The sequence below is a fragment of the Novosphingobium aquae genome (assembly GCF_037572715.1).
Taxonomy (GTDB): Bacteria; Pseudomonadota; Alphaproteobacteria; order Sphingomonadales; family Sphingomonadaceae; genus Novosphingobium; species Novosphingobium aquae.
On record NZ_JBBHJY010000001.1, the window covers coordinates 737,507 to 761,507 of the forward strand.

Consider the following 24,001-nt stretch of genomic DNA (forward strand, 5'->3'; position numbering starts at 1 on the left):
TTTACCCGTGGCCGGCTTGATAGTAGCATTCTTCAACCAAACGGCTGATCACCCGCTTCGCAGGCGGGACGTTCGGCCTGATCGCGGACCGTATCAACGGCCGCCAAAATAGAAGGAAGTAACTGATGCCCGGACCTACGAAGACGCTGACTGCTCGCGCCAAACCTGCTTCCGCCGCTGTTGAAAGCGAAGCGCCCGTCCCGCTGACGGGAGGGAAGGGGAGCCCCAACCTTCAGGACCAGTTCCTCAACCTTCTGCGCAAGAACAAGACCCCGGTGACGATGTTCCTCGTAAAAGGCGTCAAGCTGCAGGGCATCGTGACCTGGTTTGACAATTTCTCGATCCTGCTGCGCCGCGATGGCGCCTCGCAGCTGGTTTACAAGCACGCGATCAGCACGATCATGCCCAGCCAGCCGGTCGATGCCCGCCAGTTTTCCAGCGCCGAAGGCAACAAGCGCCAGCGCCTGCTGCAGGACGTGTTCCTCGCCTCGATCCGCGCCGCCGGCGTGCAGGTGACGATGTTCCTGGTCAACGGCGTGATGCTGCAAGGCCGCGTCGCCGCCTATGACCTGTTCTGCATGCTGCTGGAACGCGAGGGCTATGTGCAGCTCGCATACAAGCACGCTGTCTCGACAATCCAACCGGTCACGCCGGTCGACCTCCAGGGCGAGGAAGACGAGGACGACTCCTGAACCAGGATGACGATCTCGTCGGCGAGGTAGCCCGCGGCGCACGGGCCGTCGTCGTTTGCCCGGTTATCCGGGGCAGGGGCGGCGATGGCGACGCGCGGCTTGAAGAAGCCAAGGGCCTGGCGCTCGCCATCGGACTTGAGGTCGTGGAAGCGATCATCATCCCGGTGCGCGAGCCGAAGGCGGGAACGCTGTTCGGCGAAGGCCAGATCCAGAACATCGCTACGGCCTGCACGTTGGGCGAAGCGGAACTCGTCGTCGTCGATGGCGGGCTCACCGCGATCCAGCAGCGCAACCTTGAGGAAAAGCTCAAGCGCAAGGTGATCGACCGCACCGGTCTGATCCTCGAAATCTTCGGCGAACGCGCGAGGACGGCGGAGGGCCGGCTGCAGGTCGAACTGGCGCACCTCGATTATCAGGCTGGGCGGCTCGTCCGCAGTTGGACTCACCTTGAACGCCAGCGCGGCGGCTTCGGCTTCCTTGGCGGTCCGGGCGAAACCCAGATCGAATCTGACCGCCGCATGATCCGTGACCGTATGGCCCGGTTGCGGCGCGAACTGGAACAAGTGCGCCGCACACGCGGCCTGCACCGGTCGCGGCGCGGCAAGGCGCCCTGGCCGGTCGTTGCGCTGGTCGGCTACACCAACGCGGGCAAATCGACGCTGTTCAACCGGCTGACCGGGGCAGACGTCATGGCCGAGGACCTGCTCTTCGCCACGCTGGACCCGACGATGCGCGCGATCCGGTTGCCGGGCGTGGACAAGGCCATACTGTCAGACACAGTGGGTTTCATTTCGGACCTGCCGACGCAGCTCGTCGCGGCTTTCCGCGCCACGCTGGAAGAGGTCACGGCGGCAGACGTGATTGTCCACGTCCGCGACATCGCAAATCCCGACAGTCAGGCGCAGAAGTCACAGGTGCTGGATGTGCTGGCAGAACTCGGCCTTATCGAGACAGAGGAAGGCGAGGAACCGAAGGCGCCGATCGTCGAGGTCTGGAACAAGTGGGACCTGCTCGAACCTGATCGCATGGCCGGCCTTGATGAAGAGCGGGCGCGACGCAAAGGCGACAAGATCGTTACATTATCGGCGCTTACGGGTGAAAACTGTGACGATCTGTTAGAAGTTCTCGGTCATATGCTCACCGCCGAAGCGCAGAGCTATGTTTTCGTGCTGCCCGCCAGTGACGGGCAACGCATTGCGTGGTTGCGCGCCCACGGCGAAGTGATCTCCGAAGAGGAAATCGGGGCCGGCGACGAAATCGGGGAAGGGGAGCAAGGCCCCCAGCGCCGCCTGACCGTGCGGCTCACACCGCGCGAATTCGGCCGCTACTCACACCTGTGAGGTTTTGGTCTCTGAGGCCTTGGCCTCAAGCCAGAGGGCTTCCTGTTGGTCGAGGCTGAGCGCGGCGAAGTCCTCGCCGCGGGCGTTGGCGAATTGCTCCATCTGGCGGAAACGCCGTTCGAACTTCGCATTGGCGCGGCGCAGGGCATCTTCGGGCGCGATACCGTGCTTGCGGACGAGATTGACGGCGGCAAAAAGGAAGTCGCCGGCTTCCTCGGCGACGTGATTGGGATCGCGCGCTTCGTCGAGCTCGGCCATTTCCTCGCGCACCTTGTCAGCCGGACCTGACACGTCCGGCCAGTCGAATCCAACGCGCACCGCGCGTTTCTGCAGCTTCTCAGCGCGCATAAGAGCCGGCAGGGCGCTCGCCACGCCATCGAGCGCGCTGCTGGCGCCCTTGGCTGCGCGTTCCTGTGCCTTGAGCGCTTCCCAGCGGACTTCGCGCGATTGGCCCAGGTTGGGCTGGTCGCCGAACACGTGCGGATGGCGCGCGGACATCTTCTCGCTGATGGCATCAGCCACGGCGGCGAAATCGAAGTGGCCGGCTTCTTCGGCGATGCGGGCGTGGAACACGACCTGCAGCAGGAGATCGCCGAGCTCATCCTTGAGCGCCGCCATATCGTCGCGCTCGATGGCGTCGGCGACTTCGTAGGCTTCCTCGATCGTATAGGGCGCGATCGTAGTGAAGGTCTGGGCGACATCCCATTCGCAGCCGTCCTGCGGGTCGCGCAGGCGGGCCATGATCGAGAGAAGGCGGTTCAAGGGTTCTGACATAAATGTTCCTGCAATTTAAAGAAGACACTATTTCCACCAGATAGAGATGTCACCGTCTGATGCAGCAGGGGCTGCGCGGAACCCTTCGATCTTGTGCAGCGTAGCCCCTGCTGGTGCGCTGGTCTGGCGGTAATGGAGCCCCGGACCCGCTGCTTTGCAGTGGGCTCCCTCACACCGGCTCGAGCATGCGCTGCGCCGCTTCGATTGGGCTGAGCCGGGGAAGGGGAGGACGGCCCCGCTTGCGCTTCACCGAGTGTTCGTCCGCCTTGGTAGGCGAGGGGAACATATGCGCCCCCTGCGATCGGCGGCACGGTTCGTTGTTGTTGCGCTTCTTCGGCGGCAACATCTCCTGCATCGCCCTGGCCATCGCTAGCGCGGCATCGAGGTGCTTGTTCTCGACGATCGCCGCCTGATTGACCTGCCGAATCTTGTCGAACACCCGGTAGGGCAAGACTTCGTCGCCGTGCCGGATCTCGAGCCGGCCGTCGGGATACTCGCACACATCAACCCGTTTGCCCGCCAAGGGGCGGCTGACCTCGGTTGGCTCGAGAATGATCAGCGCCTTGTTATCTCGAGAATGATCAGCGCCTTGTTATAATGCAGCGTCGTTATAATGCAGCGTCAGCGCCTGGGTCACCGTGCGCTGCTCGCGCCAGACCATCTCGGCCTTGAGATTATCATGCAGGGCGAGGGGGCGGTGCACATCGCGCGGATCGAACGGTGCCTTGGCGAACCGCTGATTATGGCGGGCCATATAACCAGGCAGAAAGACGTTGGCCTCGGCAATGGTCGAGATACCTTCAAGCCGCATCGCCTTCACCAGGCGGTCCTGCAGCGTGCCGTTGGCCCGCTCGACCCGGCACTTGGCCTGCGGCGAGTTGGCGCAGATGATCTCGATGTTGAGTGCTTCCAGCGCCCGGCCGAAGTGGGTCATACCATCGCCCTTGGCCGAGGCCGTGTTGTTGCGGAACACGCCGTGCTTGTCCGAGTAGATCGCCAGCGGCTTGCCGTGCGCTTCGATGTAGGCGCTCATCGCATCCATGTAGGCGAAGGTGTTCTCGCTCTCGACCATCCTGAGGTGCATCGACTCGCTGGTCGCATCGTCGATGAACACCAGCAGCGTGCATTGCGGACCGCGATCCTCGAACCACCAGTGCTTCGAGCCATCAACCTGAACCAGCTCGCCACGGCAGTCGCGACGATAGCGGTGTTGATAGAGGCGCGGACGGCGGGCATCGCGATCCTTCCAGAGTCCCTCCTGGATCATCCACTTGCGAAGTGTCTCGTGCGAAATGGTGATCTGATGCCGCTCAGCCAGATACTCGGTTGCCAGCGTCGGACCGAAATCATGGTAGTGCTGCCGGACCAGGCCGAGAATCTGGTTGCGCATCTCCGCCTTGACCGAACGGTTGCTCGGGCGGCCACGCTTCCAGGATACGAGACCCTCCGGGCCGTCCGCACGCAATCGGTCGAGCAACCGGTAACCTGCCGGCGACAGACCCCGAGCAGCACCGCTACATCTCCGATCCTCAGTTCGCCGCGCTCAAAGCGAAGCAGCGTATCGTGCCGTGAAAGCTCACCATGGATCATCGCCACCACCGTCATAAGCGTGTCCTCCCGCCTCGCAGGAAGACATGCCACCGGAACCGCTAGACGTCCCGCTTGTGAGATCTCTAACTTGCGGGGAGTGACATCTCTAAGTTGCGCTTACAACATATTAGATTGATAATATATATTATGTTAAATTGGGAACGACAGAAGGGGGCGTCATTGCTCCACTCCAAGCTGTTTGAGCACGAAAACAACCGCGACGAAAATGCCGACCCAGGCCGCTGCCATTATCGCGGTCTCGCGCCCGGACTTGCGATAGCTGCGATAGGACCGCCAGGCCAAAAACCCGAACGCCGTCAGCGCCGCGAGCGAAACGAGCTTGTCGCCGGTCATGCCGTGACCTCCATACCGTCATATCCGACCAGCACATGCTCCGGCACCTCGCGGCTCAGCGTTTGATAGTCCATCGACTTGTCGAGATGCGTCAGCACGGCCTTCTTGGCGAGCGTCGCATTGGCCAGTTCGATCGCCATTTCCAGGTGGCAATGCGTCGGATGCGGTTCGCGGCGCAGGCAATCAACTACGAGTATGTCGCAGCCGTAGAACAGATCGAGCATTTCCTTGGTAACGGCACTGAAATCAGTCGCGTAAACGATTGTCTTTCCATTGCTATCAAAGCGAAAGCCGGTCGTCTCGCCGGGTCCGTGCGGCATCTGCACGCTGGCCACGCCAATCCCGGCGCAGATCCGCAAGCGATCGAGGCTTTCGAGCGAAATGATCGTCGGATAGCCATGCTGCCCGGCAAAAGCATAGCCGAACCGCTGGCGCAGGATGCGCACGACATCGCTGTGGGCATAGCCCAACAACGGCCCGCCGCGGCCATAGCGCAGGACGCGCAGGTCATCGATGCCGTGGCAGTGATCAGCGTGCTCGTGCGTCCAGAAAACGCCGTCAATTCGGTCGATATCATTAGCGAGCAACTGCGCGCGCAAGTCTGTCGAAGTATCGACCAGCAGCCGCGAACCATCGTCGCTTTCCACCAGGATCGAGGCGCGCAGCCGCCGGTTGCGTGGTTCTACTGGGTCGCAATCGCCCCAATCGTTGCCGACGCGCGGCACGCCGGTCGATGTGCCTGATCCGAGGATCAGCGCCTTCATGCGGCAGCTTTCGTGAACAGATTGAAAAAGTTACGGCTGGTTGTGGCGCGCAGGTCCTCGTCCGAAACGCCGCGCAGGCCCGCAACGAAACGCGCAGTATCAGCCACGAAAGCCGGTTCGCAGACCCTGCCCCGATGCGGGATCGGCGCGAGGAACGGCGCATCGGTTTCGACCAAGAGCCGGTCCTCAGGCACTTCAGCGGCTACGGCCTGCAAGTCCTTGGCATTTTTGAAAGTTACGATACCAGATAGCGATATAGTCAGCCCCAGATCGATCATCTTGCGGCCGAAAACTGCTGAGGCTGTGAAACAGTGGATCAGCGCGGGGAAGGCCCCCTTCCCCATTTCGTCCGACAGGATTGCGGCGGTATCGTCTTCGGCATCACGGGTGTGGACGATCAGCGGCAGGCCGGTCTCGCGCGAAACGGCGATGTGCGTGCGGAACAGCGCCTGTTGGGTCTGCCGGTCGGAGTGATCGTAATAGTAGTCCAGCCCGGTCTCTCCGATGGCCACCACGCGCGGGTGCGCGGCAGCTTCAAGTAGCGCAGCCTCGCCAAGATCGGCATGGGCGTCGGCCTCGTGCGGATGAATGCCCACGCTGGCCCAGACGTCGCTTTCCTGTTCAGCCAGCGCGATGATGTCGGCCCATTCGCGTTCACGGGTGGAGATGTTGAGAAACCCGGTCACCCCGGCGGCGCGCGCGCGGGCCAGCACGGCCTGCTGCTCTTCGACGAGGCCTTTGTAATTGAGGTGGCAGTGCGAATCGATCAGCATCAGACGTCTTCAGCGGGCAGTTCAAGGCGCGGAAACAGCGGCGTCGGCGCGGCGAGGCGGAATTCGCCTTCCGCCAGCGGCGAATACCAGTGCGAGCCGATTGCCTCGTATGTCCGCAGACCTGGCGCGATGCCCATGGCGTCAAGCAGTCGGTCGGCGCTCGCCGGGATCACCGCGCGCGCGGCCACGGCAAGCTGCGCGATGCAGATGTAGAGCGTGGCCAGCACGGTTTCCATGCGTTCCGGATCGGTCTTACGGAGCGCCCAGGGGGCCTGCACGTCGATATAGGCGTTGCAGGCGAAGACGGCCTGGGTCCACGTTTCGAGCGCTTGCGTGGGGGCGACGGCGTCAAACAAGGCGGGAATATCGTGATGAACGGCCTTGCCAACCGCGGAAAACAGCGCGTCATCAGCTTCGTCATGCCCGGAAATGCGCGGCAGTGCGCTTTCGAGGTTCTTGGCGATAAAGCTCAGCGTGCGCTGCGCGAGGTTGCCGAAAGCGTTGCCCAGTTCGCTGTTGCCGCGCAGGACAATGGCCTCGGGCGAATAGGATCCGTCCTGCCCGAAAGCAACTTCGCGCATCAGGAAATAGCGCAGGACATCGACGCCGAAGCGATCCGCCAAGCCCAGCGGATCGGTGACATTGCCCAGCGACTTCGATTCCTTTTGCCCGCGATTGAGCAGGAAGCCATGGCCGAACACCTGTTTGGGCAGCGGCAACTTGGCGCTCATCAGGAAGGCCGGCCAATAGACCGTGTGGAAGCGCACGATGTCCTTGCCGATCAGGTGGAGATCGGCTGGCCACCATTTCGCCATTTCCTCGGTTTCATCGGGAAAACCTAGTCCGGTCAAATAGTTGGTCAGCGCATCGACCCAAACATACATGACATGGTTGTCACTGCCGGGAACCTTGACGCCCCAGTCAAAACTGGTGCGCGATACCGAAAGATCGCGCAGTCCGCCCTCAACAAAGCGCAGGACTTCGTTGCGGCGGCTGTCGGGCTGGAGGAATTCCGGATGGTCGCGGTACAATGCCAGCAGCGGTTCGGCATATTTCGAGAGACGGAAGAACCAGCTTTCCTCGACCGTCCATTCGACCGGGGTGCCTTGGGGTGAGAGCTTCTGGCCCCCTTCCTCGTCGGTCAGCTCGCTTTCGTCGTAATAGGCTTCGTCGCGGATCGAGTACCAGCCTTCGTAGCGATCGAGATAGAGGTCGCCATTGGCCTCCATCCGCTGCCACAGGGCCTGACTGGCCGCGTGGTGGCGGGGCTCGGTCGTGCGCATGAACACGTCATAACTGACATTCAGTGAGTCGCACATTTCTATGAAATACTGCGACATTTCATCGCAGAGTGCTTGTGGCGTCGTGTCCAGTTCACGTGCTTTTTGCGCCATCTTCAGGCCGTGTTCGTCGGTCCCGGTCTGGAATCGCACGTCGCGCCCGCGCATGCGCTGGTGGCGGGCGATGACATCGGCTGCAATCGCCTCATAGGCGTGGCCGATATGCGGCTTGCCGTTGGGGTAGGAGATCGCCGTGGTAATGTAATAGGGATCGGCCATTGCCGGTTGGGTACTTTCAATGCTGCAAGTCAGGCCGTCTCTCTAGGCATGGCTGCCGAGGCCAGCAACCCGCCAATTTCCATAGCCAGCAGGCCGGCATCGAAATTGTGGGTCGGGACCAGCGCCGTCAGGCTCGAAAGCTCGGCATGGGCCGCGATCACGCGCGACTGCTGCGCGGGGCTGGCGACGCGCAACATGCCGGTGAGCACGGCGCGGGCAAGGTCGAGCGTGGCGAGCTGGCGTTCGCGGTCAGGCCGGGCGCCGATCAGGGCGGAAAACTCGCCGCGCAGGGCGAAGTGCTCATCGCCTTCCTGCACCAGCCGGCCCATGATCCGGTGCAAGGGCGCCAGATCCTGATCGACGAACCCGAGCGCTGCCCCCGGCGATCCCCCCGCGGCAGCAATCGCGGCGCTGCGGGTCGCGGCGTCGGCTTCGGGCGCTTCGAGGGCGAGGATGCGCTCCATGTCGGCATCGCTGATCGCCGGAAATCGCAGAACCCGGCAGCGCGAGCGGATGGTCGGCAGCAACCGCGCCGGGCGGTGCGTGACGAGCAGGAAGAACGTGCCGGCCGGCGGTTCCTCAAGGCTCTTGAGCAAGGCATTTGAGGCGGCGCGTTCCAGATCGTCCGCTGGATCGAAAATCACCGCGCGGCGGCTGGCCAGCGTTGGCCGCGTGGTCAGCCGGCGCTGGAGGGCGCGCACTTCCTCGACCGGGATTGAGCGCTTGCGCTTCACATCGGGATCGCCGGCCTCGGCCTTCTTCTCTTCGCCCTTTTCAGGCGGGTGTTCGGGGATGAGTATATCGGGGTGATGGTCCCAGGAAGGCTGCGAGACGCCCTCCTGCGCCACGAGTTCGGCAGCGGCTGCGCGGGCGAACAGGCCCTTGCCGGTGCCCTTGGGGCCGACCAGCATCCACGCGTGGTGCATCCGGTCGCCCGCCATGGCGCGGCGCCATTCGCGCCATGCCTCTTCGTGGCCGACCAGCGTCACGTCAGCGGCTTAATAGCGGAAAGGATCGCGCGGTGAGTGGCCCCGGCGTCATTGTTGCCGTCGATAAGGGCAAAGCGTTCGGGCTGCTCCGCGGCAAAGCGCGCGAAAGCGGCGGCGACGCGGGCGTGGAACTCTGCCGGGCGGCCGCCGATGCGGTCCGAAACGTCGCCATCGCGCGCGGAAAGCCTTGCGTCAGCGACTTCCGGCCTGACCTCGATCAGCAGTGTGAGATCGGGCAGCAAGCCCTGACTGCCGATGCGATGAAGTTCCATTACATCGTCGTCGGAAAGGCCGCCGCCGCCGCCCTGATAGGCGCGGCTTGAATCGACGAAGCGGTCGCAGATTACCCATGCGCCGCGAGTCACGGCCGGCAAGATCAGCCGCTCGACATGATCCGAGCGTGCGGCGGCGAACAGCAGCGCTTCGGCGCGCGGATTCCAGCCATCGCCGTCAAGCCCGAGCAGCAGCGCCCGGATCGCCTCGGCACCCGCCGTGCCGCCCGGTTCGCGCGTGGTGACCACTTCAAGGCCGCGATCGCGCAAGGCGTCAGCGAGCAAGCGGGCCTGCGTGCTTTTGCCCGCCCCTTCCCCGCCTTCGAGCGCGATGAAGCGGCCCCGGGGGGTCACAGCAGCGGGCTCACGATGCCGTTGCGCAGGCGGGCAAGCCAGCCAGCTGGTGCGACGTCAGTCCCGGCGAAAAGGGGCACGCGGTGCGGTTCGCCTTTGCCGGTAACAATTTCGAGCGCGGCGATCATGCTTCCCTTTTTTACCGGAGCCTGGATCGGCCCGTCATAGTCAATGCGCACATGCACGTCGCCTCCCGCATCGCGCGGCAACGTGATGCCGAAGGCGGCGGGCGCGACAAGCGGCACGGTCAGGTTCTCACCTCCCTGCACCCGCGCTTCGCCAACCCGCGAACCCGGCGCAAAGATCGGGCGGTTGGAAAAGGCGGAGAAGCCCCATTCCATCAGCGCGGCGGCGGCTTTGTCGCGTTCCTTGCCGCGGTCGACTCCGGCCACGACCATAACCAGACGGCGCCCGTCGCGCTCTGCCGATCCGAGATAGCCGAAGCCGGCCTGGTTGGTGAAACCGGTCTTGATCCCGTCTGCGCCGCGCAGTTTGCCGATCAGCGGATCGTGATTCCGCTTCATGCGGTCGTCCCATTTCAGCGACGCATGGCCGATGTAATGGTCATAAAGGTCCGGATGGGCGGAGACCATGGCGGTCGCCAGCGTGACCAGATCGCGCGCGGTGACATAGGTTTCGCCCTGGTCCATCCAGCCGTTCGGCGTGCCGAAATGGCTGTTGGTCATGCCCAGCCGCCGGGCATTGGCGTTCATCAGGGTGATCCAGTTATCGACCGTTCCGGCCGCACCTTCGCCCAGCACCACCGATGCATCGTTGGCCGATATGTTCGCAATCGCGAGGACCAGCGTTTCGACATTGGCCTGCTTTGTCAGGTCAAGTTCGAGTGACGTGCCGACATTGTGCCACTTGCGATAGGCCTCGGGGCTCATCACCATAGGCTGTTCGGGCTTGATCCGGCCTGCCTTGAGCAGATCGAAGGCGGTATAAAGCGTCATCACCTTGGTGATCGAGGCGGGCAGGAACCGGCGATCGGGCTCCTTCGAATAGAGCACTTGCCCTGACCCGACATCGACGAGGAAGGCGATCGGGATCGTGTCCAGTTCAACTGGCGGATGCGCGCGGTCGCCCACGGCAATCGGCGTTGCCGTGACTTCGGGCGCATCGGCAACCGAGACGATGACGCGAGTCGGCTCTGATTGCAGCGGTGAGCCGAGCAGCGGCAGCGCTGCCAGGGCCAGCATCATCGTGAGCTTTGTCTTCAACAGGACACCCGCATTCTCACCGCGCGGGCCTGATCAGAGGTCAGGACGCGGTCTGGATTCGAGCCTCGCTATAGCCAGCCGCCTTCGCCTTGGCGAGCGCGGCTTCGGCTTGTCCACGGCTGGTGAACGGGCCCATGCGGACACGGAACAGCTTGCCGACAGGGGCAACGCCGGCGCCCAGTTTGTGGGCAATTTCGTTCGACCTGGCCTCGCTGGAAAAGGCGCCGATCTGGACGACGAGCGAGCCGGTGGCCTTGGCGGCCGGCGGGGCCTTTTGCGGCGGTGCTGCCCCCTGGACTGGCGCAGGCTTGGGTGCCGCTGCGACGTGGGCAGCCTTGGGCGTCGACACCCGCGGGCTGGTCGGGACCGGCGGATTGACGGGGGCCGGCGGAGTGACTGCGGCACCTATCGCTTTGGGCAGCGGCAGGAGAATCGGCGCGGCAGCCGGGTCGAGCTTGCGGCGCAGCACGGCGACCAGGGACTGCGGCGTATCCATGCGCAGAGGCGCGGCGCGGCCTTCGCGAAGCGCAGCGCGTTCGGCCTCAGGCGGATTGACCCGGCGTATGCGGATCGCGGTGCGGCTTGCGGTGACGCCAAGCTGGGTGGCGGCATCGGGCGACAGATCGACGATGTTCGGCCCGTCCATCGGTCCCCGGCGCGTAACGCGCACAAGGATCGTGCGGCCGGAATCGAGCGAGGTTACCTCGGCATAGCTCGGCATCGGCAGCGTGCGGTGGGCGATGCTGATGCCCGTCCCCCCGCCCACGCCGGCATAGCCGACCTGATCGAAGTTCAGCCTGTCCTGCGGCGTATAGGTCACGCCATCGACCACAAAGGGGTCGCCTAGCACCATCGGATAGTCGGCAGCCGGTCCAGAAGTTGGCGTGATTACGGCAGCGCGCTTGTCCCCGGCATGGGCACCTGTGGCGATCAATAGGGTGGTAAGGGTCAGCGCCGCAAAGCGGTTAACGGGCAATCTCATCTGCAAGCAATCCCACGGAAAGAGCGTAGAAGTTCGAGCAGTTGTAATGGAGGATAACCCGATAATTCCCGGTTAACAGGTAAGCCGGCGCGCCCGGCCCATCGGGTTCGAAGAGCGCGGCCATCACCGAATCGCCGACCGGAGCCAGCGGCGTGATCCCGCGTGACTTCCATTCCGACACCGGCATCCACCGCGAATGGCGGGCATGGACGCGCGGGCAGCTTGGGGATTTGACCTTGCCGGCTACCGAAGCACGATCAAATTCGGCGGGAACGGCGGCTTGAACGCCCCAAGGCTGGCCGGGACGCCAGCCAGCATCACGGAAATAGTTGGCGATCGAGGCGAGCGTATCGGGCTGTGAATGCCAGATGTCGCGGTCCCCATCACCGTCGCCATCGACCGCGAGGCGCAGGTACATGCTGGGCAGGAACTGCGGATTGCCGAAGGCGCCCGCCCACGAGCCCTTGAGCCGCTCACGCGGCACGCCGCGGTCGGCCATCTTGAGAACGGCGACAAACTCCTCGGCAAACAACTCGCGCCGGCGGCCCTCGAAGGCCAGCGTCGCCAGGGCGCGGGCAAGGTCGAAATCGCCTTTGTAGCTGCCGTAATTGCTCTCATGCCCGAAAATGGCGAGCAGGATCGGCGCCGGAACGCCGTATTGCGCCTCGATCGATGGGGTAAAACCGGCGACCTGCTGGCGAACGCGGCGGCCACCATTGATCCGCGCGGCATCCACATGAGTGCGGCGGTACGGTTCGAAACGGGGAATCGCGCTGGTCGAGCTCGATCCGGGCTGCGACCGGTCCAACGCGACGACGCGCGGGTTTTCGGTCAGGCCTTCGGTATAGGCGCGGATCGTCCGCTCACTCACCCCTTCGGCCCTTGCGCGCGCGGCGAGTAGCTGGACATAGCCCTGAAAGGCGGCGTTGCTGGGGGCCTGCACCTCAGGCACAGGGTTCGACGGCAGCGGCTGGACCACCGGCACGGAAACGCTGCCCGAAGATTGCGCCGCCATCTGCTGGGGCCCGAGCAAGGTTGCTGCGGCAAAAACCCCGGTCAGGCGAAAGATGTGCTGAATTCCAATCATTGTTCGAACAATTGCACAGTCAGGCCGCAAAGGGAATTGCACTCGTCGCAGACTGCCGCTAGCCGCGTCCATCTGGGCATTCGAACGGCAAGTTCGATCCGGGTGCGGACAGGTGGCCGAGTGGTTTAAGGCAGCGGTCTTGAAAACCGCCGTGGGTGGAAGCTCACCGTGGGTTCGAATCCCACCCTGTCCGCCAGCTTTTGCGCTGTCCTAAAAGCACGGCAGCCGGCAGCACTGACGTGCAGTGTGCCGGCGCTTTTTGCGTTATCAGGCCTGCAAAACCTGCATCTCGGCCGGGGGCAAGCCTTCAGTCTTCAAAGTCTGCATAAGGCTTTCCTTGCGGGCCATCAGTTCATCACGCAGGGCCGCGAGATCGACGCCAGCCTCGCGGGCCTGGGCGAACATGCCTTCGATCCGCATTTCTTCTTCGCCCACGTGGTGCTTGATCTCTTCGGACAGCACCTTGACCTTGGCCTCCAGCATTTCATCATCGTTGCTGGCCATGATGTCGTTGATCAGCAATTTCGCGCCATCGTGTTCGACATAGGCTTCGTTAAGCGTGTCGTCTTCGATCTTGTCCCTCAGCGCGGGGTAGAAGATTTCTTCCTCGATCGTTGCATGAATCTTGAGTTCGTTGCAGATCTGTTCGGCAAGAGCACGCTTGCTGCCGGAGCGCGCGGATTCGAACTTTTCGAACAGGTCTTCGACAGTGCGGTGATCGTTCTTGAGCAGTGCAATGGCATCGGTGAATTCGGTCTGGGGCATGTCGTGATCTCCGGTTTGGCGAGTGTGCTATCGGTTCGCTGAAAAGGCCGAGGCCTCCCTCAACCCGGTTGAGGGAGGCCTGCCAAGGCTTGGTCAGTTCATCTGGCCGCCGCGGTTGCCGTCGCCACCGCCGCGCTGCTCGCTGCCGGTATCCGACTGGCCGGGCTTACGACGATCAGCGTCGTTCTGCTGCTGCTGCTGCTTGTTGCCCTGATCCTGCTGTCCGCCCTGCTGGCGACCGCCCTGATCCTGGTTCTGCTGATTGTTGGCCATTTTCCTTCTCCATGGTTTGACGCATTTCGTAGTTGCGTAACCTTGGAACATCGACCGGGGCGTAATGTATCCCGCCTCCAAGACGAACGGAGGCTTGCCAGCGCCAAAACGGTTGCCCCAACCCTTCGTCGGCAAGATAGCAAAAAGACCCGGCACCGAAACCGGTACCGGGCCTTTCTGGGGGGCGTCAGCCTGTCCGGGCGCTTACTTGAGAAGCGACAGGACGTTCTGCTGTGCCTGGTTGGCCTGCGCGATCATCGCGGTCGAGTCTTGGCTGAGGATCTGTGCCTTGGCGAGCATGGTGGTTGCGGCCGAATAGTCGGCGTCTATGATGCGGCTGCGGGCGTCTGACAGGTTTGTCGAGTTCGACGTCAGGCTGTTGATTGCCGACTGCAGCTGGCTTTCGCCGCCGCCGAAGGCTGCATTGGTGTTGGCCACTTCGGCCAGCGCCGCATCGACATTGGCCATGGTGGTCACGGCCAGCGCCGAAGTCGACACGTCTAGCGCGGTGGCATCGATGTTGGTGCCGTCGATGGCAAGGCTGGTGACCGAGATCACGTCGGCAGCATTGGCGCCGGCTTGGATATCGAAGGTGATGTCGGTACCGGCCGTCGTGATGAACAGGGCAACGCCGTTGAATTCGGTGTTGGCGAGGACCGAGCCGACCTGCAATGTCAGCGACGTGACTTCCTGCGGCATGTTGGTCACTTCGTTAAGCGCGCCTTCTGCCGTTTGGGCCAGGCTGATGTCGTCGTTGGCGTTGCGGACGCCCTGCTGCATGCCGGTGATCTGCGAGGTCATCGAGGTCGAGATGGCAAGGCCTGCGGCGTCGTCCTTGGCGGAGTTGATGCGCTTGCCGGTGGCAAGGCGCTGCATGGCGGTGCCCTGCATGAGTGCGGCGGAATTCGAAGCATTGGCAGCGCGCACGGCGCTGATATTCGTGTTGATCACAGTCATGGTCTAAAACCCCCCGGGTTTAGGAACCTACGCTGCTCTTCCGGACCATCCGGTTGAGCCGTCATGGCAAAGACCGGCAGCGGGGCGCAATTATTAAGGGGCGGAATTGCCGCTTCGGCAAAATTTGGCCGGCATCTTGGCGGCGCTGGAATTAATGCTACGCTTGAGGTAGCATTAATTCGACAAGATGACCGGGAGAGATTCGTTGCTCAACAACCAGCCCGCCCAGTGGGACATGGAAGCCGACTTCGTTTCGATCGGTTCGGGCGCGGGGGGCCTGGCCGGAGCAATTGCCGCGCACGATGCCGGCGGCAGCGCCATCGTGCTGGAACGCACCGGCAAGGTCGGCGGCGTCACGGCGCTGTCGATGGGTGAGGTGTGGGTCCCGGGCAATCGCTACGCCGCCGAACTGGGGGTCGAGGATTCGCCGGACAAGGGCTTCGCCTACCTGCGCCGCCTCTCGATGGGCCATGCAGACGAGCGCGCGATCCTGAACTTCGTGCTCCACGCCCGGGAAGCGCTGAGCTGGTTCGAGGAACATACCGACCTGCGGATGAAGGCGATCAGGCATTGCCCGGATTACTTCTTTGGTGTCGATCCCGATGGCGTGCCAGAAGGTCGTTTGCTGGAAGTAGAGCCCTTCCCCGCCGCCACGCTGGGTGAATGGGCAGAACGGACACGGATTTCGCCGCAGATGCCCTTCGGCTTTACACATGACGACATGTACGAATTCGGCGGCACCGCGCACCTCGCCAAGTGGGATTTCACCCTCATGGCCGAACGGATGGAGCGCGATGAGCGCTGCCTCGGCCCCGGCCTTGCCGCTGCTTTCGTCAAAGGCGCGGTCGATCGCGGCATTCCGCTGATGACCGGCGCCGAGGCGGTCGAACTGTTCAGTGATGGCACCCGGATCACCGGCGTGCGCGTGATCCACGAGGGCCGCGAGCTGGCAATCCGGGCGCGGCGCGGCGTGCTGATTGCGGTCAGCAGCTATGAACGGCGCGAGGATTACAACCGCAGCCTCAGCCAGCAGGTCGATGCCGGATCGCTGGTGTTCTCTGCCGTCGACGGCGCGAATTTCCGCCTCGCCTGCCCGTTCAACGCGCGGATTTCACGGGTGCCCGACATTTCGCTGCTCGGTGTGAGCCTACCCAATGAGGAAGACGAGGAAGGCGCGCCGATGTATCGCAGCGCCATGGCGGTGATCGGCCTGCCGCACGTGATCGTGGTCAACCGTTCGGGCCAGCGGTTCGCCAATGAATCGTTCTATCGCGATTACGGCTTCAAGCTCGATCTGGTGGACGGCAATACCCAGACCCAGCCGAACTATCCGTGCTGGGCGATCATGGACAGTCAGGCGCGGGAGAATTACCCGTTCGCGGGGCTGATGCCGGGACAGGAAGTCCCCGAGGGCGTCGGCCATACGGCAGACACGCTGGAGGAACTGGCCGCGCTGGCCGGAATTGACGCGGCTGGACTTGCTGCTGCCGTTGCGCGCTTCAATCCGCTGGCCGATCAGGGCCTTGACCCCGATCACCACCGCGGCACCCATCCGTGGAGCGCATGGATGGCCGGCGACCGGTTCCACCAGCCCAATCCGAACCTCGGCTCGCTGGTCAAGGCACCGTTCCACGCCATCCAGCTCAAGCGCATGTCCGGCTCGGCCATTCCCGCCGCCGGATTGCTGGCGGACGAGCATTGCCGGATCATGTCGTGGGCCGATGCGCCGATCGAGGGGCTATACGGCGCTGGCAACTCGCTCGCCCGGATCGAGACGGGCGGGATGATGCAGAGCGGCATTTCCAACGCGCGCGGGATCACCACCGGCTGGCTCGCCGCCCGCCACGCCATGGGCCAGCCGAGCACGCTGCTGGCTGAAGAACTGGCCCGCCGCGCATGATTGAGACGACGCAGGGCACCGTAATCGCTGCGCCCATCGGCGCCGTGTGGGACCATGTCTCCGACATTTCCGGCTGGGCACCGCTGATGCCGGGGATGCAGCACGTCGAGATGATCGACGCTGACTATTCGCGATGGGTGCTCAAGGTCGGGGTCGGCGGTCTGGTGCGGACGGTGAAGGTCGATGTCACGGTTCATCGCTGGGCTGGTCCGGGCGAGGTCGACTTTACCTATGCTCTAACCAGCGATCCGGTCAAAGGCAGCGGCACCTATCGCGCCGTGGCTCATGGCGCTGGTGAAACCGCAATCGAGCTGCACGTGAAGGTCGAAGGCAGCGGACCAATGGCGCCGATGTGGGAAGCGATGGGCCGGCCTCTTCTGCCCCAGCTCGCCAAGGCCTTTGCCGGCGCGCTAAAGGCGCAAATCGAAGCGGCTGCACAGCCGGTGGCGGCCGCAGCACCGCCTGTCTCGATTTTGGACCGCTTGCTGGCGTGGCTGCGCAGGCGGTTGGGACTGTCCTGAACGAAACTGTGCTATGGCCCTCCCCACGAATCCGTGGGGGGTTGCCGTGCAAGTTCAAGAATTTCGCCGAAATTTGTCCATCGCCGGGCTGTTACTCTGCCTGAGCGCCGGTCCACTGCATGCCGCCCCGGCGGGTGAGGACACATTTGTTTACACGGTAAAGCGGTCGGACACGCTTTATGGTCTCTCGCAGGACTATCTGACCGGGCCGAACATCTGGCGTGAACTGCAGGCCGCCAACCGCGTTCGTATCCCCAGGAACATGCCGGTTGGCTACCGTCTCGCCATTCCGCGCCGGCTGCTGAAGTTCACGCCGGTTGCGCTGCGCGTGCAGACCTTTTCCGGCCCGGTTGCAGTTTCCGGTGCCGAAGTGCGCAAAGGCCTCGAACTGGCCGAGGGTAGCGTGATCACCACCGGCGCGAATGGCTTCGTGGTGATATCCGGGGCGGATGGATCCCGGATCGCCCTGCCCTCCAACACCCGGGTGAAGATCGGGCAGGCGCGGAAGTACCTGCTGGTCCCGGCGATCGATATCGAACTGCAGGTCGATCGCGGCAAGGCCGAGGTTCAGGCTGCGAAACAGGCGCCTGACAGCCGTTTCCGCGTCCGCACGCCGGTTGCCGTCACCGCCGTGCGCGGCACGGTTTTCCGCGCCGGCTATTCCGAAGCAGCCGCCAGTTCGGCCAGCGAGACGATCGAAGGCGAAATTGCCGTCGCGGCCGCCAAGGCAGAACTGGCGGTGCCTGCCGGCTTCGGCGCGGCGGCAAAGGCAGGCGGCGGCTTGGCCAAGGAGAGCCTGCTCCCCGCCCCGCCCCTCGCCGATCCCGCAAAGATCCAGACCGATCTGCGGGTGGCATTCGATTTCACGCCGGTAGAACACGCGCAAAGCTACCGCATGCAAGTGGCCCGCGATGCCGGTTTTCTTGAGGTGATCGCCGAACTTCATGCGCAAAGGCCCCATGCCGAATTCGAAGGCCTGAAGAACGGCATGTACTTCGTGCGCGCCGCTGGTTTTTCCGCTGCCGGATTGCAGGGGCTGGAGGAGGCCTATTCGTTCCGCCGCCAGCGGGTGGGCCTGGCCGCCGATGCCGGTCAATCCGCCCTGCCCGGCGGCTTCCGCTTTGCCTGGCAGTCGGAAGGCGAAGGGACGTCACTGTTCCGCTTCCAGCTTTTTGGAGCAAGTGGCGATGGCCTGCCGCTGGTGGACGAACCGGCACTCGGCAAGCCTGAGATGACCATCACCGGGCTGCGGCCGGGTGCCTATCGCTGGCGGGTGGGTGTAATCCAGACCACGCCGGATGGTTCGGCGCAGGTCTGGTTGCCGTTCCAGAAGCTGACAGTGGGCGGCTGATCCTTGCCCCGCGCGCGGCTCATTGCCGAATGGCTGACGATCTTCGTGCTGACGCTGGCGATTGCCGGCTGGGCCTGGCGGTCGGGCCTGACCGAGCGGGTCGATAACGCAGTCTTTGACCGGGCGCTGGTGGCCGGGGCATCGCCGGCCAGCCAGGATATCGTCATTGTCGCCATTGATGAGCGCAGCCTTGCCAGCGAAGGGCAATGGCCATGGAACCGCAGCCGCATTGCCGCGCTGGTTGACCGGGTCACCGAAGCCAGGCCGCGCGCGGTGCTGCTCGATATTCTGTTCACCGAACCGTCCGACGCCGAGGCAGACGTCGCGCTGGCCGCCAGCCTGAGGCGCGCCGGCAACGTGGCCTTACCTGTGGGGCTGGCCCCTGCCCCTGACCGCAGTTCCGGAACGATCGATGTGCCGCCGATCGCTGCGCTGGACACAGCGGCGCTTGTCACCGGACACGTCGGCATCCGGCAGGACAACGATGGCCCGGTGCGGCAGATCGAGCCTCTGCTGCCGGTCGAGGGACGCGCCCCGGTGCCGCATCTGGCGCTTGCGCTGTATGAGAAGCTGGGTGCAGCACGCGCCGCGCGGGCCGATGGCGCCCTGCACTTGCGCGCCGCCGGATCCTATCGCACGCTGCCTGCTTCCGCGGTGCTGGCGGGCGAGGTTCCGGCTCAGTTCCTTGCCGGGAAGGTGGTGATCATCGGCGCCACGGCGCAGGGGCTGAGCGACAATTTCCCGGTTTCCGCCCCGGCCGGATCGATGATGAGCGGTTCGGAATTGCTCGCCAACGTGTTCCAGAATGCCGGCGAGGCAGGGTTTATCGCGCCGCTCGGTGATGGCACCACTTTCGCTCTGCTGTTCGTGTTCATGGGCCTGCTGTTCGCCTCCTTCTGGATGCTCCGTCCGGTATGGTGCCTGTGGACCGCGCTGCTGTGCGGCGCATTGGCGCTGGCGGTGTCCTATTTGCTGGCGGTGCAGGCGCGCCTGTGGTTTGCCCCCGGGCCAGTGCTGCTCGGTCTTGTGATCTCCTATCCGTTGTGGGGATGGCGGCGGCTCGCTGCAATCAACGGCTATCTCATGGCCAAGGCCGACCGTTTGTCGAGCAGCAAGCCGGTTCTTGCCCGCCGGACAGACGGCTTCGATTCAGTCGCGCGCGCAGTGAACTGGCTCGACTTTCTGGTTGATGAGTTGAGTGAGCGCCGAACTTTCCTTGGCCGCGTGGTCGAATCGACGCCGGACGCGTTGTTCGTCTTTGATTCGCAGTTTCGGTTGCTGACGATGAACCGCCGCGCCTCCGCCATCATGGGCGCGCAGCTTTCCGCGATGGAGGGCGAAAGTGTGGCCCAACTGCTCGCGCGCATCGATGGCACTCTAGACACGGACGAAACGGAACTCATGCTTGGCGATGGCCGTATTTTCGTCGTCACCCGGTCGATGGGCGTGCCCGAGGCGCAGTGGAGCGACATTCACCTCGCGATGCTGACCGATGTGACCGACCAGCGCCGCGCCGAGGCCGAGCGCCGCCATGCGCTTGAATTCCTCTCGCACGACATGCGCGCGCCGCAAGTCGCGATCCTCGGCCTGACGGGCGAGCGCGCTGGTCACGAAGCGCCTGAAGCCCGCTTTGGCCGGATCCGCCTTCACGCGCGCCGGACGCTTGATCTGGCCGATACTTTTGTCGAACTCGCCCGGCTCGGCGATACCCCGCTCGACCTTGCCGAGACGGACCTGGGTTCGCTGGCTGACGAAGCGGCTGACCGGGCCTATGCCCTTGCGACCGATCAGGGTGCCCGGGTTGCCACGCAGGTCCGTGAAGACCCGGTTTTTGCCTTGGCCGACGGCGCAGTGCTTTCGCGCGTGCTCGACAACCTCGTGGGCAATGCCATCAAATACGGCGCAACGAAGGTGACGCTGGTGGTTGCTTACACGGATGACTGGGCCGTGATCGAGATCGATGACAATGGCCCTGGTCTGCCTCCTGAGCGCGCGAGCGATCCCTTCATGCGCTTTGGTTCCCGCGCCGGCGAAGGCAAGGGCGGCGCAGGGCTAGGCCTTGCATTCGTGTCCGCAGCAATCGCGCACCACGGCGGCAGGATCACCTGCCGCAGCGAGGCAGGCGTCGGCACGAATTTCAGGATCGAATTGCCGCTCAGCGGCGGGTGATGGCCCCGGCCAGAGCTACGGCAAGGCGGTCAAGCTCGGCAGTCCGGTCCTTGCAGCTGTCGAGTTCCGCTTCAGCGACAAGCGGCGGACTGGCATTCAGCCCGATGCTGCCTACCGCGACCGCGCGCAGGCGATCAGCCGCGCAATTCTCGAACAGTGCCTTTCGCCGAGGCCGCGATTGCCAGTCAACTGTCTTCGGGTCGCTGCCGCCATCGCTGGTCACACCTGCCAAGGATGGCTGCGCCGACATTGTCAGGGTCAGCCGATAGGGCGCATCGCCGCGCACCGTTACCCCGCCCTCGCCCAGCCGGCGGGTGAACCGGTCGGCAAAGGCGGTCAATGCTGGGCCGGGTTGCGCACCAAGATCGAGCGACACGGCATCAGGCAGGGGTGACTGGCGCGGCACCGCAAGGCGCACCGGCGTAGATACTGCGCAGGCCTGCAGGGCCGCGACGGAGATCAGCAGGAACGCCTTATGGATAAACTGCATGGATTGCTGCCAATTGATGCCGCTCGGGGCAACCTCAATCGCGCGCTTGGCCCGTGCTGTCCAGCCGGTAGCCGAAGCCGAAGATCGTCTGCAGCGCAAATCCGCGCTCGGGACGCAGCTTCAGCTTCGCGCGCAGGCGGGAAATATGTACGTCGAGCGTGCGCGTTTCGATGTCGGGGCTGCTCTGCCAAACTTTCTGCAGGATATAGCTGCGCGAAAGCGGCCGATTGAGGTTTTCAAACAGCAATCGGGCGAGCGAATATTCCTTCTGCCGCAGTTCGATGACTTCATCGTCAAAACGGACAGACCGCGTAATGGCGTCGAAGGCGAAACCGCCGAAAGCGTCGGATGGCTCCGGCATTTCCTTGCGGCGATCACGCAGCGCGGCGCGGATGCGGGCGCGCACGATTTCCGGTTCTTCAGGCTTGCGGATATAGTCCGCAGCACCGGCGTCGAGCGCGAAGACAATGTCTTCCTTGCGGTCGCGGTTGGTCAGCATGATGACTGGCGGCGGCGGATCGAGATTTTCGCGCGCCCAGGCTAGCACCTTCATCCCGGACATGCCCATCATGTTCCAGTCGAGCAGCAACAGATCAAAGGTTTCGCGGCGCAAGGCGGCAAGCAATTCTTCGCCGCTGGAATACAACGAACAATCTGTTCCGGACGCGCGCAGCGTTGCCGCAATATCGGCAATTTCATCCGGATCGTCGTCAACCAATGCGATGCGCATACCCTGCAACCCCCTATCCAGACCCCTGTTGGGTTAGCCCGGCTCCCTGCCTCTGCCTTTTGAAACTAGCTCCGAACCCGATGTTTGGCTGCGGCACTCTGATCACAGTCAATTAGGGTTTCGAATTAGCTAAAAAGCTCAGTAAAACATCGCTGCCCCAAGTCCGCGCAACAACCAAGTTAACTGATGTAAATTGTTAAACATCTGTCCTGAAACGAAACTTCCGAAACCCCGGATTTAAGCGGGTTGCGTGCCTAACCGCTTGTTAAGAATTTAACGCGAAAAGGCGCTGTAACGGAGGCCCAAGTGACCTATCAACCTCATGGCAACGACCGCAGCGACTTGAACGCCCGTGCCACTCGCGCGGAAGTATCGCTTACCTGTGACGTACGTCAGGGCACCAAGCCGTGGATGCGGATCAAGCTGCACGACATTTCTGAATCCGGCTTCTGCATGGATTGGCGCCCCGGCCTGAGCGAGCAGCACCAGATTTACATCCGAATTCCGGGACTTGAACTGCTGGTCGCACACCTGCGCTGGAAGCGCGAAGGCATGATCGGCTGCGAGTTCTCCTCGCGCCTCTATCCGCCGGTATTCGATCACATCGTCAGGCAGTCACTGCTCGAGGCCTGAGATGCCGGCCGGAGCTTTTAAAGCCCCGGCCCATAACCAATCAGATGTGTAGCGCGCGCCCGTAAGCGGCAAGCGTGGCCTCGTGCAGCATTTCCGACAAGGTCGGATGCGGGAACACGGTCTGCATTAGCTCAACCTCGGTGGTTTCCAGCGTTTTGCCCACGACATAGCCCTGGATCAACTCGGTCACTTCCGCGCCAATCATGTGGGCGCCCAGCAGTTCGCCGGTCTTGGCGTCAAACACCGTCTTGATGAAGCCTTCCGCCTCGCCCAGCGCGATGGCCTTGCCGTTGCCGATGAACGGGAACGTGCCCGCCTTCACCGTGTAGCCGGCTTCCTTGGCCTTGGCTTCGGTCAGACCGACAGAGGCAACTTGCGGGTGGCAATAGGTGCAGCCCGGAATGTTGCGCTTGTCCATCGCGTGCGGGTGGACGTCCTTGTTACCAAGCGCCTGGGCAATCGCCTCGGCAGCGGTGACGCCCTCGTGGCTGGCCTTGTGGGCGAGCCATGGCCCCGGAGTAACATCGCCGATAGCCCAGACACCGGGCACGTTCGTGCGGCCATAGCCGTCAATGGCGATGATGCCGCGCTCTGCCTTGATGCCCAGCGTTTCGAGGCCGATGTTTTCGGTGTTGGGCGCGATGCCAACAGCGACGATAACGTGGCTGAAGTCGCTCTCGCTGATCGCGCCGTCCTTCGCCTTGATCTTCGCCTTCACGCCGCTGTCGCTGACCGCGAGGCTCTCGACCCCGGCCCCGGTCATGATCTTCATGCCCTGCTTGACCAGCGCCTTTTCAAGGAAGGCAGATACGTCGGCATCTTCGACCGGTACGACACGGTCCATCATCTCGACGACGGTAACGTCCGAACCCATGTCGTTATAGAAGCTGGCGAATTCGATGCCGATCGCGCCCGATCCGATGACCAGCAACTTCGACGGCAGTTCGGTCGGCGTCATGGCGTGGCGATAGGTCCACACCCGCTTGCCGTCAGCCGGAGCGAACGGCAGATCACGCGCTCGGGCGCCGGTGGCGACGACCACGTGCTTGCCCTCGATGACATCGGTGCCCTTGTCCGAGGTGACTTCGATCTTGCCCGGCGCGGTGAGTTTGCCGCTGCCCATGTGCACGGTGATCTTGTTCTTCTTCATCAGGTGCGTGACGCCCTGATTGAGCTGCTTGGCCACACCGCGGCTGCGCTTCACAACGGCATCCAGATCGGCGCGGATATTGTCAGCGGCCAGGCCATAATCGGCGGCATGCTTCATATTATGCAATACTTCGGCAGAGCGGAGCAGTGCCTTGGTCGGGATGCAGCCCCAGTTGAGGCAGATGCCGCCCAGGTTCTCACGCTCGACAATGGCGGTCTTCAGACCCAGCTGCGCGCAGCGGATCGCGCAGACATAGCCGCCCGGCCCGGAACCAAGAATGATGACGTCGTATGCATCTGCCACTGGGAA

General features: G+C 63.5%; 23 protein-coding genes, 1 tRNA gene and 1 pseudogene. 8 read left to right on the top strand and 17 right to left on the bottom strand.

What is annotated here, in order from left to right; genetic code table 11:
- Positions 1-125: 125 nt before the first annotated feature.
- Together hfq and hflX are read left to right on the top strand one after the other, a co-directional pair.
- Complete coding sequence (hfq, locus tag WG900_RS03695) at positions 126-692, top strand: RNA chaperone Hfq (RefSeq protein WP_339964757.1); 567 nt, start codon at positions 126-128, stop codon at positions 690-692.
- Positions 689-2,032, top strand: a complete 1,344-nt coding sequence (hflX, locus tag WG900_RS03700) for a GTPase HflX (protein WP_339965316.1) — start codon at positions 689-691, stop codon at positions 2,030-2,032. The genes hfq and hflX overlap by 4 nt, the downstream gene beginning before the upstream one ends.
- Here hflX and mazG read toward each other — a convergent pair.
- From mazG to WG900_RS03760, 11 genes and pseudogenes are all read right to left on the bottom strand, one after another.
- Positions 2,021-2,806, bottom strand: a complete 786-nt coding sequence (gene mazG / locus WG900_RS03705; protein WP_339964759.1) for a nucleoside triphosphate pyrophosphohydrolase — start codon at positions 2,804-2,806, stop codon at positions 2,021-2,023. The genes hflX and mazG overlap by 12 nt on opposite strands.
- Positions 2,807-2,975: 169 nt before the next feature.
- Positions 2,976-4,411 (bottom strand): annotated as a pseudogene (locus WG900_RS20190) (ISNCY family transposase).
- Positions 4,412-4,573: 162 nt separating this feature from the next.
- Positions 4,574-4,750 carry a hypothetical protein gene (locus WG900_RS03720; protein WP_339964762.1) on the bottom strand — a complete coding sequence of 59 codons (177 nt, stop codon included), beginning with the start codon at positions 4,748-4,750 and terminating at the stop codon, positions 4,574-4,576.
- Entirely contained in the window at positions 4,747-5,514 is a 768-nt protein-coding gene (locus WG900_RS03725; RefSeq protein ID WP_339964763.1) for an MBL fold metallo-hydrolase, read from the bottom strand. Before WG900_RS03725 ends, WG900_RS03720 begins: the two co-directional genes overlap by 4 nt.
- The gene (locus WG900_RS03730; RefSeq protein WP_339964764.1) at positions 5,511-6,287 is read right to left on the bottom strand and encodes a TatD family hydrolase; all 777 of its coding nucleotides are present in this window, start codon (positions 6,285-6,287) and stop codon (positions 5,511-5,513) included. Before WG900_RS03730 ends, WG900_RS03725 begins: the two co-directional genes overlap by 4 nt.
- Positions 6,287-7,846: a methionine--tRNA ligase gene (metG, locus tag WG900_RS03735; RefSeq protein WP_339964766.1), complete on the bottom strand. Its 1,560-nt coding sequence runs from the start codon at positions 7,844-7,846 to the stop codon at positions 6,287-6,289. The genes WG900_RS03730 and metG overlap by 1 nt, the downstream gene beginning before the upstream one ends.
- Before the next feature lie 29 nt (positions 7,847-7,875).
- A complete protein-coding gene (locus WG900_RS03740) occupies positions 7,876-8,835 on the bottom strand; it encodes a DNA polymerase III subunit delta' (protein WP_339964767.1) in 960 nt (319 codons plus the stop codon).
- On the bottom strand, positions 8,832-9,461 hold the full coding sequence (gene tmk, locus WG900_RS03745) for a dTMP kinase (protein WP_339964768.1): 630 nt from the start codon (positions 9,459-9,461) through the stop codon (positions 8,832-8,834). Before tmk ends, WG900_RS03740 begins: the two co-directional genes overlap by 4 nt.
- Positions 9,458-10,684, bottom strand: a complete 1,227-nt coding sequence (locus WG900_RS03750) for a D-alanyl-D-alanine carboxypeptidase family protein (protein ID WP_339964770.1) — start codon at positions 10,682-10,684, stop codon at positions 9,458-9,460. The genes tmk and WG900_RS03750 overlap by 4 nt, the downstream gene beginning before the upstream one ends.
- Before the next feature lie 40 nt (positions 10,685-10,724).
- Entirely contained in the window at positions 10,725-11,666 is a 942-nt protein-coding gene (locus tag WG900_RS03755; RefSeq protein ID WP_339964773.1) for an SPOR domain-containing protein, read from the bottom strand.
- The gene (locus WG900_RS03760) at positions 11,650-12,681 is read right to left on the bottom strand and encodes a lytic murein transglycosylase (protein WP_339965318.1); all 1,032 of its coding nucleotides are present in this window, start codon (positions 12,679-12,681) and stop codon (positions 11,650-11,652) included. Before WG900_RS03760 ends, WG900_RS03755 begins: the two co-directional genes overlap by 17 nt.
- A 178-nt stretch (positions 12,682-12,859) precedes the next feature.
- On the opposite strand from WG900_RS03760, the gene WG900_RS03765 reads away from it, so the two are divergent.
- Positions 12,860-12,949, top strand: a tRNA-Ser gene (locus tag WG900_RS03765).
- Between the two features lie 71 nt (positions 12,950-13,020).
- Here WG900_RS03765 and WG900_RS03770 read toward each other — a convergent pair.
- The 3 genes from WG900_RS03770 to WG900_RS03780 all read right to left on the bottom strand — a co-directional run bounded on the left by WG900_RS03770 (position 13,021) and on the right by WG900_RS03780 (position 14,748).
- Positions 13,021-13,518: a hemerythrin domain-containing protein gene (locus WG900_RS03770; protein ID WP_339964775.1), complete on the bottom strand. Its 498-nt coding sequence runs from the start codon at positions 13,516-13,518 to the stop codon at positions 13,021-13,023.
- 93 nt (positions 13,519-13,611) lie between these two features.
- Positions 13,612-13,791 carry a hypothetical protein gene (locus WG900_RS03775; RefSeq protein WP_339964777.1) on the bottom strand — a complete coding sequence of 60 codons (180 nt, stop codon included), beginning with the start codon at positions 13,789-13,791 and terminating at the stop codon, positions 13,612-13,614.
- A gap of 204 nt (positions 13,792-13,995) precedes the next feature.
- Positions 13,996-14,748 (bottom strand): flagellin N-terminal helical domain-containing protein, encoded by a 753-nt coding sequence (locus WG900_RS03780; RefSeq protein ID WP_339964779.1) that lies wholly within the window; start codon positions 14,746-14,748, stop codon positions 13,996-13,998.
- A gap of 205 nt (positions 14,749-14,953) precedes the next feature.
- Here WG900_RS03780 and WG900_RS03785 point away from each other — a divergent pair, with 205 nt between their 5' ends.
- The 4 genes from WG900_RS03785 to WG900_RS03800 all read left to right on the top strand — a co-directional run bounded on the left by WG900_RS03785 (position 14,954) and on the right by WG900_RS03800 (position 20,689).
- On the top strand, positions 14,954-16,648 hold the full coding sequence (locus WG900_RS03785) for an FAD-binding protein (RefSeq protein WP_339964781.1): 1,695 nt from the start codon (positions 14,954-14,956) through the stop codon (positions 16,646-16,648).
- Positions 16,645-17,169, top strand: coding sequence for a CoxG family protein (locus tag WG900_RS03790; RefSeq protein ID WP_339964782.1), 525 nt, complete (start codon positions 16,645-16,647; stop codon positions 17,167-17,169). Before WG900_RS03785 ends, WG900_RS03790 begins: the two co-directional genes overlap by 4 nt.
- A gap of 73 nt (positions 17,170-17,242) precedes the next feature.
- Positions 17,243-18,520 carry a FecR family protein gene (locus WG900_RS03795; protein ID WP_339964784.1) on the top strand — a complete coding sequence of 426 codons (1,278 nt, stop codon included), beginning with the start codon at positions 17,243-17,245 and terminating at the stop codon, positions 18,518-18,520.
- Between the two features lie 3 nt (positions 18,521-18,523).
- The gene (locus WG900_RS03800; RefSeq protein WP_339964786.1) at positions 18,524-20,689 is read left to right on the top strand and encodes a CHASE2 domain-containing protein; all 2,166 of its coding nucleotides are present in this window, start codon (positions 18,524-18,526) and stop codon (positions 20,687-20,689) included.
- Here the strand turns inward: WG900_RS03800 and WG900_RS03805 are convergent.
- Both WG900_RS03805 and WG900_RS03810 read right to left on the bottom strand, forming a co-directional pair.
- Entirely contained in the window at positions 20,676-21,179 is a 504-nt protein-coding gene (locus WG900_RS03805; RefSeq protein ID WP_339964788.1) for a hypothetical protein, read from the bottom strand. The two genes, WG900_RS03800 and WG900_RS03805, sit on opposite strands and share 14 nt — an antisense overlap.
- Before the next feature lie 34 nt (positions 21,180-21,213).
- A complete protein-coding gene (locus tag WG900_RS03810; protein WP_339964790.1) occupies positions 21,214-21,909 on the bottom strand; it encodes a response regulator transcription factor in 696 nt (231 codons plus the stop codon).
- A 306-nt stretch (positions 21,910-22,215) separates the two neighbouring features.
- Here WG900_RS03810 and WG900_RS03815 point away from each other — a divergent pair, with 306 nt between their 5' ends.
- Positions 22,216-22,542, top strand: coding sequence for a PilZ domain-containing protein (locus tag WG900_RS03815; RefSeq protein ID WP_339964793.1), 327 nt, complete (start codon positions 22,216-22,218; stop codon positions 22,540-22,542).
- 40 nt (positions 22,543-22,582) lie between these two features.
- On the opposite strand, the gene lpdA is transcribed toward WG900_RS03815, so the two are convergent.
- Positions 22,583-23,995 carry a dihydrolipoyl dehydrogenase gene (lpdA, locus tag WG900_RS03820; RefSeq protein WP_339964795.1) on the bottom strand — a complete coding sequence of 471 codons (1,413 nt, stop codon included), beginning with the start codon at positions 23,993-23,995 and terminating at the stop codon, positions 22,583-22,585.
- Between the last annotated feature and the right edge of the window lie 6 nt (positions 23,996-24,001).